General features: G+C 34.4%; 12 protein-coding genes and 1 tRNA gene. 5 read left to right on the forward strand and 8 right to left on the reverse strand.

Annotation, left to right across the window (positions count from 1 at the left end; all coding sequences use genetic code 11):
* The first annotated feature begins 24 nt into the window (after positions 1–24).
* Complete coding sequence (locus OLM56_RS03665; protein ID WP_121375696.1) at positions 25–1,038, forward strand: SPFH domain-containing protein; 1,014 nt, start codon at positions 25–27, stop codon at positions 1,036–1,038.
* 49 nt (positions 1,039–1,087) lie between these two features.
* On the opposite strand, the gene OLM56_RS03670 is transcribed toward OLM56_RS03665, so the two are convergent.
* The 4 genes from OLM56_RS03670 to OLM56_RS03685 form a co-directional block, all read right to left on the reverse strand.
* On the reverse strand, positions 1,088–1,330 hold the full coding sequence (locus OLM56_RS03670) for a DUF6327 family protein (RefSeq protein WP_182493116.1): 243 nt from the start codon (positions 1,328–1,330) through the stop codon (positions 1,088–1,090).
* A 12-nt stretch (positions 1,331–1,342) separates the two neighbouring features.
* Complete coding sequence (locus OLM56_RS03675) at positions 1,343–1,696, reverse strand: competence protein (protein ID WP_121375698.1); 354 nt, start codon at positions 1,694–1,696, stop codon at positions 1,343–1,345.
* A gap of 49 nt (positions 1,697–1,745) precedes the next feature.
* Positions 1,746–2,036: a YtxH domain-containing protein gene (locus tag OLM56_RS03680; RefSeq protein ID WP_264528361.1), complete on the reverse strand. Its 291-nt coding sequence runs from the start codon at positions 2,034–2,036 to the stop codon at positions 1,746–1,748.
* Positions 2,037–2,340: 304 nt separating this feature from the next.
* Positions 2,341–4,434, reverse strand: coding sequence for a glutamine--tRNA ligase/YqeY domain fusion protein (locus tag OLM56_RS03685; protein WP_264528362.1), 2,094 nt, complete (start codon positions 4,432–4,434; stop codon positions 2,341–2,343).
* Between the two features lie 153 nt (positions 4,435–4,587).
* On the opposite strand from OLM56_RS03685, the gene folB reads away from it, so the two are divergent.
* The gene (folB, locus tag OLM56_RS03690; protein WP_121375701.1) at positions 4,588–4,947 is read left to right on the forward strand and encodes a dihydroneopterin aldolase; all 360 of its coding nucleotides are present in this window, start codon (positions 4,588–4,590) and stop codon (positions 4,945–4,947) included.
* A 1-nt stretch (position 4,948) separates the two neighbouring features.
* Here the strand turns inward: folB and OLM56_RS03695 are convergent, their stop codons facing one another.
* Positions 4,949–6,595 carry an LTA synthase family protein gene (locus OLM56_RS03695; protein ID WP_264528363.1) on the reverse strand — a complete coding sequence of 549 codons (1,647 nt, stop codon included), beginning with the start codon at positions 6,593–6,595 and terminating at the stop codon, positions 4,949–4,951.
* 424 nt (positions 6,596–7,019) lie between these two features.
* Between OLM56_RS03695 and OLM56_RS03700 the strand changes: the two genes are divergently transcribed.
* Positions 7,020–7,090 (forward strand) — tRNA-Cys (locus OLM56_RS03700).
* A gap of 76 nt (positions 7,091–7,166) precedes the next feature.
* Here the strand turns inward: OLM56_RS03700 and OLM56_RS03705 are convergent.
* The 3 genes from OLM56_RS03705 to rnr all read right to left on the reverse strand — a co-directional run bounded on the left by OLM56_RS03705 (position 7,167) and on the right by rnr (position 10,857).
* Positions 7,167–7,850: a LysE family translocator gene (locus tag OLM56_RS03705; protein ID WP_121376254.1), complete on the reverse strand. Its 684-nt coding sequence runs from the start codon at positions 7,848–7,850 to the stop codon at positions 7,167–7,169.
* A gap of 112 nt (positions 7,851–7,962) precedes the next feature.
* Positions 7,963–8,643 carry a head GIN domain-containing protein gene (locus OLM56_RS03710; protein ID WP_182493119.1) on the reverse strand — a complete coding sequence of 227 codons (681 nt, stop codon included), beginning with the start codon at positions 8,641–8,643 and terminating at the stop codon, positions 7,963–7,965.
* Between the two features lie 27 nt (positions 8,644–8,670).
* The gene (rnr, locus tag OLM56_RS03715; RefSeq protein WP_264528364.1) at positions 8,671–10,857 is read right to left on the reverse strand and encodes a ribonuclease R; all 2,187 of its coding nucleotides are present in this window, start codon (positions 10,855–10,857) and stop codon (positions 8,671–8,673) included.
* A 140-nt stretch (positions 10,858–10,997) separates the two neighbouring features.
* Here rnr and OLM56_RS03720 point away from each other — a divergent pair, with 140 nt between their 5' ends.
* Positions 10,998–11,237, forward strand: a complete 240-nt coding sequence (locus OLM56_RS03720; RefSeq protein ID WP_121375705.1) for a putative signal transducing protein — start codon at positions 10,998–11,000, stop codon at positions 11,235–11,237.
* Between the two features lie 637 nt (positions 11,238–11,874).
* On the forward strand, positions 11,875–12,306 hold the full coding sequence (rpiB, locus tag OLM56_RS03725) for a ribose 5-phosphate isomerase B (RefSeq protein WP_264528365.1): 432 nt from the start codon (positions 11,875–11,877) through the stop codon (positions 12,304–12,306).
* The last annotated feature ends 66 nt before the right edge of the window (positions 12,307–12,372 follow it).

Below are 12,372 nucleotides of genomic sequence, written 5' to 3' on the forward strand. Positions count from 1 at the left end.
CAATTAACTTTTAAACACTGTATTATGGACTTAAACATTCCTTTGTATGTATTTTTATTCTTCGCCTTATTTATCTTCTTTTCTTCGTTTTTTACGGTAAAACAACAGACTGCGGCAATCATCGAACGTTTTGGAAAATACCAAAGCATCCGTCATTCTGGTTTGCAGTTAAAAATTCCAGTAGTAGATAAAATCGCAGGCAAGATCAATTTGAAAATCCAGCAACTTGACGTTATCATCGAAACAAAAACGAAAGAAAACGTATTTGTGAAAATGAAAGTCTCGGTACAGTTTAAAGTAATCCAAGATAAGGTATATGAAGCATTTTACAAGCTCGAATATCCTCACGACCAGATTACATCTTATGTATTCGACGTAGTACGTGCAGAAGTCCCAAAATTGAAATTAGACGATGTTTTTGAAAGAAAAGACGATATTGCCATCGCTGTAAAACGTGAATTGAACGAAGCCATGACGACGTATGGTTATGATATCATCAATACATTGATTACGGATATTGACCCTGATATCCAAGTTAAAAATGCAATGAACCGTATCAATGCGGCCGATAGAGAAAAATCTGCAGCAGAATACGAAGCAGAAGCAGGAAGAATCAGAATCGTGGCAAAAGCAAAAGCCGAAGCCGAAAGCAAAAGATTGCAAGGACAAGGTATTGCTGATCAAAGACGCGAAATTGCTCGTGGGTTGGTAGAAAGTGTCGATGTTTTGAACAAAGTAGGAATCAACTCCCAAGAAGCTTCTGCTTTGATTGTTGTTACGCAGCATTATGATACGTTACAGGCAATTGGTGCTGATACTAATTCAAACTTGATCTTATTGCCCAATTCTCCTCAAGCGGGAAGCGATATGTTGAATAATATGGTTGCCTCATTTACTGCTTCAAATCAAGTTGGAGAAGCTATGAAACGTGGTGCTAGAAAAAGCAATGAAGTAAAAAGAAGTTCTATTTCTCCTCAAGACCATTCGCATAGGGACGAGCATAATACTCCAGATGACACGATTACTCCTGCAGAATAATTTTAGAAATTAATACATAAAAAAAGAGGCCCAAATGGCCTCTTTTTTATTATAAACGAAAAATCTTTTTCGTCAGATATGCTATCCCGACATTTTTAAGCGGTCCGGATAAGCTTCCAATTATATTCAAGGCTATACCGGGTACAGTTCCTAAAATGTTTTTAGCCGTAAAACTATCTTTAGTCTCATGAAAACTTTTGTTCATTTTTTCATAAGCCAAATCTTTTTCTACTTTCAAAATCTGTAATTCCCTATTTATTTCCTCGTAAGAAGAATAATTTTTTACTTGCATAAGGCTTTCCATTTAGTATTTTTTGAAAAATAATTTCGAAAATGTTCTTAGAATTGGGCCTTCAACAATCTTATCTTGTGTGTAATATACCAACAAAGCAAGAACGAAATAGATGGCGCCAACAATCAAGAATCCATACGCAAAATTATCAAGACTATATCCAATCGCTAGTGCTAATGCAATTGAAAAAAATAGGGTTACAATCACCAACATAATGCTCAACATGAATAATTTGAGCATTAACGTGGTAGATTTCATTGCAAGTTTGAAACCCCAAAGTTTATAGTAAGCAATATTAGCATCTAAAAATTCTTTGGCGCGGTCTTGCAGGTCGTCGGTGTTTTCTTTTATTTTTTCAAATGCCATAGAGCAATTTTTTTATTTTTTGTTGGCTGCGGCAGCTTGTGCTTTTAAATCAGATAGTTTTTTTTTCTAAAGCAGCAATTACATCTTCTTTGGTGTCTTGAGCGTTTGCAACTAATTCATCAAATCCAGATTCCAAATCAACTTTGGCTTTTGAAAATTTGCTTTTTACCTGATCAGACAATTGGTTGAATTTATTTTGCAATTCGTCTTTTTGGTTGTCAAATCCGTCTTTGATTTTTTTTCTTGTTTTTTCACCTTTGTCTGGCGCAAATAAAATTCCTACTGCTGCACCAATTGCAGCTCCTGCTAATATTCCGATAACTGTGTTTGATCTTGACATAACTTTTTTGATTTTTTAGGTTAATAATTTAAAGTTACATTTAATTTTAACATTTTGATGTTAATAACCAGTTAAAGTATCCTCAAGTTTTCTAAAACTTAAATAACTCAATTATAATAAAGTTTCTTAGTCGTGGTCATATATTTTCCTTCACTTTTAAAAATAATGGCTTATAATTAATTTATGAAGGTCGATTTTGATTATTAAAAACTATATAATTTAAAATTTCAATAGAATATTACAATAATAGAAAAAGCTCCATATTTGGGAGCTTTTCATTTATAAAACTTATTATTTAGAATTTCTAATTTTCAGAAAGCAAATTTAAAACCTGCTCATTTTTTTCTGAATTTTTCAACTCTAAAAGGTGAGAAGAAAATTCACTGAAATTTATTATATCCTTTTTTAAATTTTTAATCACTTCCAATCTTACAAATGGCGATTCGCTTTTTAAAGACATTGAATATAATTTATGCAAGATCTCTAATTCGATATCTGAAGTTTTCAGGTTGGAATATTTCAAAAGAAAATTAGAAAACAACAAAGAGCTTTTATTATTGTTGATGTTCTTCTTCAACGTATTTTGCAATAAACTGAAATTTGAAACATTTTTTAGCTCCTCTCCTATCGCTTTTTCAACTGAATTTCGCTCTTCATCTGTCGCAACTTTGAAATATTTGTTGATTTCTTTCAGCGAATTATTGATAATATTTTCTTCTTTTTTGCCCTTTTCTTCCCAAGTATCTTTTAAGGCAACTGTTCTATTAAAAACTAATTTTTCTGCTGTAGAATCCTTATCTACAGTAAAATAACCCAATCTTTGGAACTGGAATTTGTCTTCATTTTTAGCATCTTTCAAGCTTGGTTCCAAATAACCAGTAATTACTTGAAGCGAATTCGGATTCACAAATTCTAAGAAGTCTTTCCCTTTATGAGTATCAGGAGATTCGTCAGTAAAAAGTCGGTCATACAAACGTACTTCAGCTTCAATCGCATGTGCAATTGAAACCCAGTGCAAAGTTCCGGAAACTTTTCTTTGGCTCGCTTCTGTTCCGCTGCCGCTTAAACTATCCGTATCATAAGTGACGTGAATTTCCGTAATGTTTCCAGCAACATCTTTTACAACACTTTCACCTTTAATAATATAGGCATTTTTCAAACGTACTTCTTTTCCTAAAGTCAGACGGAAAAACTTACTGGTTGCTTCTTCTAAAAAGTCTTCTCTTTCTATATACAATTCTCTTGAAAAAGGGACTTTTCTGAATCCTGCGCTTTCATCTTCTTGGTTGTTTTCTGCATCAAGCCACTCTTCTTTTCCTTCAGGATAATTCGTAATAACCAGTTTAATAGGATCTAAAACGGCCATAACGCGAGGCGCTGTTTTATTCAAATCTTCACGTATGCAGAATTCTAAAACAGAAACATCAATCAAGTTATCACGCTTTGCAATACCAATTGTGTTCGCAAAATTGCGGATAGAAGCTGGCGTATACCCTCTTCTTCTTAATCCGGAAACGGTTGACATGCGCGGATCATCCCATCCGTTAACATGCTTATCTTCTACTAATTTTAAAAGTTTTCTTTTGCTTACAACGGTATGCGAAAGGTTTCTTCTGGCAAATTCTCTTTGTTTCGGACGAACCTTTTTATCATCATAAATTTGGTCTAAAAACCAATCGTATAATTCTCTGTGAGGCAAAAATTCTAGCGTACAAAAGGAGTGTGAAATCTCTTCAAGATAATCGCTTTCTCCATGAGCCCAGTCGTACATTGGATAGATTTTCCAATCGTTGCCTGTTCTATGGTGATGCTTGTGTAAAATACGGTACATGATCGGATCACGCATCAACATATTTGTTGATTTCATGTCGATTTTGGCTCTCAAAATATGCGAACCTTCCGGAAATTCGCCGTTTTTCATTCTTTCGAACAGATCAAGGTTTTCTTTCACAGAACGATTTCTGTATGGACTATCAACTCCGGGAGTCGTAGGCGTCCCTTTTTGGATGGCCATTTCTTCAGAGGTCTGGCTATCTACATAGGCTTTTCCTTTTTTGATAAATTCAACTGCCCAATCGTATAATTGCTGGAAATAATCAGAAGCATAACATTCGTGCGCCCATTGATATCCTAGCCACTGTACGTCTCTTTTGATTGCATCTACAAATTCCTGCTCTTCTTTGGCAGGATTCGTATCGTCAAAACGAAGGTTTACAGGTGCTTGATAATCAATACCCAATCCAAAATTCAGAGCAATCGAACTTGCATGGCCGATGTGCAAATAACCATTTGGTTCAGGCGGGAAACGAAAACGTAATTTCTGTTGAGACAAGCCATTTTTAATGTCTTCTTCAATGATTTGCTCAATAAAATTCAGTGTTTTTTCTTCTGATGCCATATTTATAAATTAAGAGCGCAAAGTTATTCATTTTGGCGTGAAAAAGCCTAATTTTTATTCTTTAATGCCTAATTTTGGAGTACGAAATTGTCTAAAAAGTAAATCCTTTCAGATTGAGGCTAACCTTCTGAAATCAAAAATCATAACTATATCATGGGAATCATCAAGCTCAAAAACATCAGAACTTATTCTTTTCACGGTTGCTTAGTAGAAGAAAGCAAAATCGGATCCGATTATTCCGTGGATTTGGAAATCAAAGCCGATATGCGAAAACCGATGGAAACTGATGAATTGGAAGACACTGTTGATTATGTGCATCTCAATAAAATAGTAATGGAAGAAATGGCTGTCCGTTCTAAGCTTTTAGAGCATGTAGCGCATAGAATCGTACAGCGTATTTTTAGAGAAATTGCTTCAGTTTCAAGAATAATCGTTTCGGTTTCAAAAATAAATCCCCCAATCGGTGGCGACGTTGAAGCCGTGACCATCCAGATTGAGGAATATAGAAGCTAATTTATTTTTTAACCTTGTATTTCTTTTCTTTGTAAAGATCTGAAGCTGCTGTAACATGAGCTAAGGCATCTTTTGCCAGTTCTTCGTCTAATTTCATTGGAGTCAGAACGGAATCATTTTCAATTTTAAATTGTAAAGGTTTTTTGTTCGGCTGCATGATAACGACTTGGTCTTCTACACGGAACGCATTGATATCGTGAAACTGCATGATTGCTCTTCCTTTTGTTTCTGGCTTGATATCATGGATGTTTCTTCCTGGCATGGGCGTCTGAACTTTCATTCCAATCATGCTTAATAATGTTGGCGGAATATCAATTTGGCTGCTTAATTTGGCATATTTTTCTCCTTTTGGAACTTGAGGACCAATAATCAAAGCCGGAATCCTAAACTTTTTAATCGGAACCAGATGTTTTCCGTAGGTTCTGGTATTGTGATCGGCAATTACAATAAAGACTGTATTCTTGAAATAGCCTTCTTTTTTAGCTAGTTCAAAGAATTTTCCGATTGAAAAATCAGCATATTTCATCGCATTGTTTACTGTATTTTTCTTTTTGTCGAATAGCTTGATTCTTCCATCAGGAAATTCAAAAGGCTCATGGTTCGATGTTGAAAACATCAATGAAAAGAAAGGCTTGTTTTTTTGAGATTTGAAATAATCATTTGCCTTTGTGGCTAAATCTTCGTCAGAATAGCCCCAAGTTCCTTTAAAGGCATATTTCTTTCCATCGTTGTCAAAATCTTGTTCATCAACGATATTTTCAAATCCATTACCGTTGAAAAAAGAAGCCATATTGTCGAAATTGGCACTTCCTCCGTAGATAAAACTTGTGTCATATCCTTTGTCTTTCAGTAATTCTGCAAGTGTAAAAAAGCCAGATTGAGAATTGCTTAATTTGACTACGCTTTCAGAAGGAGAAGGCAAAAATCCAGTAACGACAGCTTCGATACCACGAACGCTTCGAGTTCCGGTACAATATAAATTTGTAAACAATAAGCCTTCATTTGCTAATTTGTCAAAATTTGGAGTTAATGGTTTTCCTCCAAGGCTTCCTACGTATTCAGCGCCAAGGCTTTCTTGCAAAAAGATGACGAGATTGTATGGTTTTTCGCGTAAAGAATCCGGATTTTGGTTGTGTAGTAAAGGCAAAGCAGCATCTGTAAAATCTTGCGAGGAAGCAGTCATGTACTTTTTTACTCTATCATAGGCTTCATTCGCATCCATCTTGCCATACATTTTGGCCGCATTGTCTTCATTTTTTAGGGAGTAAGCGGCAAAGGCAACCGTATAAAAAGAATTTAGTCCTACACAATTGGTCAACTGATCTGTTGAAAAAACAGCATTACTTGCGTTTATAGGACGTTTTGAAGTCAAACTGGAACGAGCTCCGAAAAACAATAAAAAAGCCACTAGAGGAAACAAAATCAGCTTGGTTTTATAATCTTGCGCTGAAGGATAGAATAATTTTTTTCCTTTCTTGTATCCAAAATAAACAGCAACACCTAAAAAAATTGTCGTGAATATCAAAGAAGGCAGGTAACTTTTCAATAAAGTACCCATCACTTCTTTTGGATAAATTAAATAATCTAGGAAAAGCCTGTTCGGTCTGGTATCGTATTGTGCCACAAAATCGGGCGTAGACAACTCCATCAAAAGGAATAGGAAAAGAAAAAACAGAAAATAAATATTCAGGAATTTTTTAATCTTTTGCAGGAATTTATCACGCAGCAGACATATCAAAACTGCAGGAAGAAAAGAAATATAACATAAGATAATCAAGTCAAATCTTAATCCAATTGGAAAAATGTGCCAATAATTTTCAGTTTCATCTATCCTATCCCTATACAGGAAAAAAAGCACTATTCTACTTAATGTCATAATAATCAGACCAATAATCATAAAATTAAATATTGGTTTAAGGAAATTGAGCTTTTTTACCATTGTTTATACGATTTTGATTTTTGTCAAAATTAAAATTAATATTAAGAAATGATTAAAATTAAAAATTAATATTTACTAAAGATTTTCTTGCGTTACTGCAAATAATATGTAAATTTGCCATCCAATCAATTATGGCGTCGTGGCCGAGTGGCTAGGCTGGGCTCTGCAAAAGCTCCTACAGCGGTTCGAATCCGCTCGATGCCTCTTCAAAAGAGATACTGAAAAGTGTCTCTTTTTTTATGGCCTTTTTTGAAATAAAAAAACCAGCGGGAAGCTGGCTTTATTTTCTTTTTTCTATTTTTTCTAAGGCTGATTTTACAAGCTTCTGGTCGCTTGGAAACCATCCCTGGAGCATAATTGAAAATCCGAAGATTATTAAAAGTATGCTTGTTATTTTTTTTATCTTCAAAATATTAGACGAAGTCATCTTGCTTTTAAGTCTTTTGGCCAGAAACATTTTTGCGATATCAACCATCAAATAAGTTCCGATTACCGAGGCAAAGAAAACAATCAATCTGGATGTTTTTAAATCGAGCTGAGGTCCAAAGGTGATGATAATCAATAGCCAGAATCCAAGAACTCCGACATTTATAAAATTAAGCAGGAATCCTTTTATGAATAGGCTTCCGTAGTTTTTTTTAATGAGCTCTACTTCAGCATCGTCAGAAATATTTTTGCTGGCTTTATTAAGCTGGAGATACGAAATTATTCCATACGTAAGCATGATCAATCCTCCAAAAATAAAAAGTGCGGGTTCGTCTTTTAAGCTGTTTATAAGTCGGTAGCTACTGAAATAAGCAATGCAGATAAAAAGGATATCCGCTATAATTACTCCAAAATCAAAAACCAACGCAGCACGAATACCTTTGACAGCAGCGGTTTCAAGTAATATAAAAAAAACAGGCCCGATCATAAAGCATAGGAATAAACCTAAAGGAATGCCTGTTAAAATGTCTTGAATCATTAAAAAAGGATTGTAATTTTTGAAAGTTTGTCTATCAATATTCAATCAGCAATTTATGCAAATTAAAAATAGTAACACAAAGATAATTCAAAAATTACAATCCTTAACAGACTTATCGTTTGGATTCCGTAATGTTTCCTCCAGCAAAAGTCTTTTTGTTTATTTTTTTAGGACTTCCGTAAATGGTTATGTCGCCTCCTGCCCTAGTTTTTGCATCGACAAGTTCTGAAGCTTTTACATCGGCTTCACCTCCTGCATTTATGGCTACAGTTGTTTGTGATGTTTCTAAATCTTTAGCATCAACAATTCCGCCAGAGTTAATAACAATATCTTGATTATTAGCGCTTCCTTTTAATTTTACTATACCTCCAGAAGTGGCCTTAACTGCTAATTTTTGGGCATCAAGATTGATTTTTATTTCAGCACCTTCTTTCGCATTTACGCTAAAATCAATCGCTTTGAAGGTAGCTTCGCTTGATACGTAAGAACCTTCGCTGGCTTCGATAGTTTCAATTTCATTTTTAAAATAAAGAATCGCTGTAATGTCTTCGCCTTTCAAAAGTTTTTTAAGCTTCATCCTGATTTTCAGGTCTCCATTTTTATTGACAATTTCTACATCGTCTCTTCGGTCTCCAGTAATTTCAATCTTGTTTTCATTTGCAGGAACCAATTGGACCGATATTCTATCAAAAACGCGAACTGCGTCAAAATCTCCTAGATTTTTGGTAAGTTTTTCTTGTGCAAAATTGATTTGCGTCAGCATCAAAAATGCTACTAAAAGTATCTTTTTCATTGTGTTAGTATTTATTGGTTGCTATTTTTATTCATTCTTTCTCAGGAAAGTAAAATCCAGCTGTTTTTTAACCAAGTCAGCGCTTTTTACTTTCACAAAAACTTCGTCTCCCAGCTGCAGGATATTCTTTGAAATTTCCCCAACTAATGCATATTGTTTTTCATCGAAAGTGTAATAATCATCACGAATTTCACGGATCCTACACATACCTTCACATTTGTTAGAAACAATTTCTACATAAATTCCCCATTCGGTCACGCCAGAAATTACACCTAAAAACTCTTCATCTTGATGGTCTTGCATATACTTGACCTGCATGTATTTGATGCTATCACGCTCTGCATTCGTTGCTAAAACTTCCATGTTAGAAGAATGCTGGCATTTTTCTTCGTAAGATTCTTCGTCTGCTGATTTTCCTCCGTCGAGATAATGCTGTAACAAACGATGTGCCATTACATCCGGATAACGCCTGATTGGCGAAGTAAAGTGTGAATAGTAGTCAAATGCTAGTCCGTAATGCCCAATATTTTCAGTCGAATACTTTGCCTTGCTCATCGTCCTGATCGTCAAGGTATCAACCATATTTTGCTCTTTTTTTCCGTTCACATCTTCAAGCAATTTATTAAGCGACTGCGAAATATCTTTTTTAGACTTAAAATTGATCGAATATCCAAATTTTGAAATTACAGTCTGTAAACTAATTAGTTTATTTTCATCTGGTTCGTCGTGGATTCTATACACAAATGTTTTCTTTGGTCTTTGTTTTCCTATGAATTCGGCCACTTTTCTATTCGCCAAAAGCATGAATTCTTCAATCAAATGATTAGCATCTTTTGAAACTTTAAAATAAACTCCAACCGGTTCTGCAGCTTCGTTTAAGTTAAATTTCACTTCAACCTTATCAAACGAAATAGCGCCATCACGCATTCTTCTTTTACGAAGTGTTTTGGCCAACTCGTCTAATTTTAAAGTAGCATTCTGAATTGCTTCAGGAACTTCGTATTCGTTTCCAGTTAAGGAAATTTCTGCAGGAATTATATTTCCTTTTGTTTCAATAATATGCTGTGCTTCTTCATAAGCAAATCGCTGGTCGGAATAAATTACGGTTCTTCCAAACCATTGGTTGACAACCTGGGCATTTTCTGTCAGTTCGAAAATAGCCGAAAAGGTATATTTTTCTTCGTGAGGTCGTAACGAACAGGCAAAATTGGACAATACTTCTGGAAGCATCGGCACTACTCTATCTACCAAATATACAGATGTGGCTCTTTGATACGCTTCATTATCTAAAATAGTTCCTTCTTCGAGATAATAGGAAACATCGGCAATATGGACACCGATTTCATAATTTCCATTTTCTAATCTTTGGAAAGATAAGGCATCATCAAAATCTTTAGCATCTTTCGGGTCGATAGTAAAAGTCAGCACATCGCGCATATCACGACGCTTGGCAATTTCGCTTTCCTGGATCGATGTATCTATTTTTTGAGCATAGGTTTCCACTTCTATCGGAAAGTCGTAAGGAAGTCCGTATTCTGCTAAAATCGCATGGATTTCGGTATTGTGCTCGCCTGGTTTTCCAAGGACTTTGATTACAGCTCCAAACGGACTATCTGCTTTTTTAGGCCAATCTTCAATATGAACCAACACAACATCGCCGTTTTCTGCATCACCAATTTTCTCTTTTGGGATAAAAATATCAGTATACATTTTCGGATTGGCTGTCGATACAAATGCAAAGTTTTTTTGTATGTCGATAACTCCAACAAAATCGGTCTTTTTTCTTTCGATTATCTCGATAACTTCGCCTTCTGGTTTTTTGCCTCGTCTTCTGTTGTACACATAAATCTTCACTTTGTCTCCATCCAACGCTTTGTTTAGGTTGTTGGTCGGTATAAAAATATCATCTTCAAATTCTTCTGATACAAAATAAGCAGTCTTTCTGCTTGTCATATCAATCACTCCTTCATAATAATCTTGGCTTGTCGCAACGACTAAATATTTTCCTGGCTCAATTTCAACAATCTTCTTTTGAGAAGCCAGAAGTTTTAAATCTCTGATAATTTCGTTTCTGCTTTTTGTATCATCTAATTCAAGCTTGGCTCCTATCTGCTTATAATTGAATGCCTTATTGGCATCTTGTGATAAAATCTTTAAAATTCTTGCTGTAAAGTCTTTGTCCTTTTTTACAGGCTTTCGTAGTTTCTTACTCATAATTCTTTTCTAATAATGCTGAAAATTACGAAATTGTTGACAGTTTCCTCTTAAATGTTAATTTTTTTAAACAAAATATAACTTTTGAAATAAAAGATGAAGAATATATTTCTTGCTATCTTTATGAAAACCAAATTCAAATGGAAAATTTTATCACGATCGCAGTCTTCAATTATCCTCACGAAATCACAATCTTAAAACACAGGCTCGATTTAGAGGAAATCCAATATTTTTTCGAGAATGAGACCATGATGAACATCGTTCCAATGTATTCGCAGGCTTTGGGCGGAATAAAACTCAGAGTGCATCCCGAAGATGCAGAAGAAGCAAAAGAAATTCTGGATGAATTCAACAGAAATCAAAATTTGAAAATCGTCTAGACTTTTTGAAGTTGTCAACATTTATTAAAAACAACAAAAAGAAAAAGGAAATTTAAATTAATTTTTTGGTGGTTATTATAGCGTGTTAATAGCTGCAATAAATTAATTTTTTAAGGCAACGATTTTAAGTTATGGTTTGTTATACGTACTTATCAACATAGTTAAATAGTTTTAAGTATTTCATTCTAAAGGTTTTTTAATACTTTGTTAACAACAGTTGATAATCGTTTTTGAGATGAAAATGTAAATAACTTTACTTGTTAATTACTGTTAACAAAATAACTTTTGATGCTGATAACTTCTCCAAAAATTCACCAAACTAAATTTGCATTTTCAAATGTAATTTTGGATTACTGTTTTTAATCGAACAAACAAGAAATACTTCTAAAATTCTATCCGAAGTTATGAACAATCCATGTTAATTTATAATTAACTAAAAGTCAGTACATTGTAAATTACTGTTAACATTGCAATAATTTAACATTTACGTTACAATTTAGGTAATGATTATCAGCTTATTATAAAATGCTAAAAACCTAAACATTTGATAATCAAAAGATGTAACTTCATGACTATTTAGTTTGGTAAATGGAAACTGTTGCGGTAAATTTGCAGGACACAACTAATTAAGATACATATGAAAATTTCAATCGGGAATGACCACGCTGGACCAGAATACAAAAAGGCAATTGTCGAAATGCTGAAAGCAAAAGGACATGAAGTAACAAATTATGGTACAGACAGCAGCGACAGCGTCGATTATCCAGATTTTGGACATCCGGTTGCTCTTGATGTTGAAAACGGCAAAGCTGATTTCGGAATCGTAATCTGCGGCAGCGGCAATGGAATCAACATGACGGTTAACAAGCACCAAGGAATACGCAGCGCGCTATGCTGGACAAAAGAAATAGCTACTTTAGCGAGACAACATAATAATGCCAATATTATCAGCATACCAGCACGTTTTACGGCTATTCATCAAGCAGTTGAAATGGTGGAAGCTTTTTTAAGTACAGATTTTGAAGGCGGAAGACACCAAAATCGCATTGATAAAATCGCTTGTCAATAAGCATAATTAAACTAAAATATATTTAAGGCATCTTTAAAACGTTACTAGTTTTTGAGATGCTTTTTT

The organism is Flavobacterium sp. N2550, from assembly GCF_025947265.1.
Taxonomy (GTDB): Bacteria; Bacteroidota; Bacteroidia; order Flavobacteriales; family Flavobacteriaceae; genus Flavobacterium; species Flavobacterium endophyticum.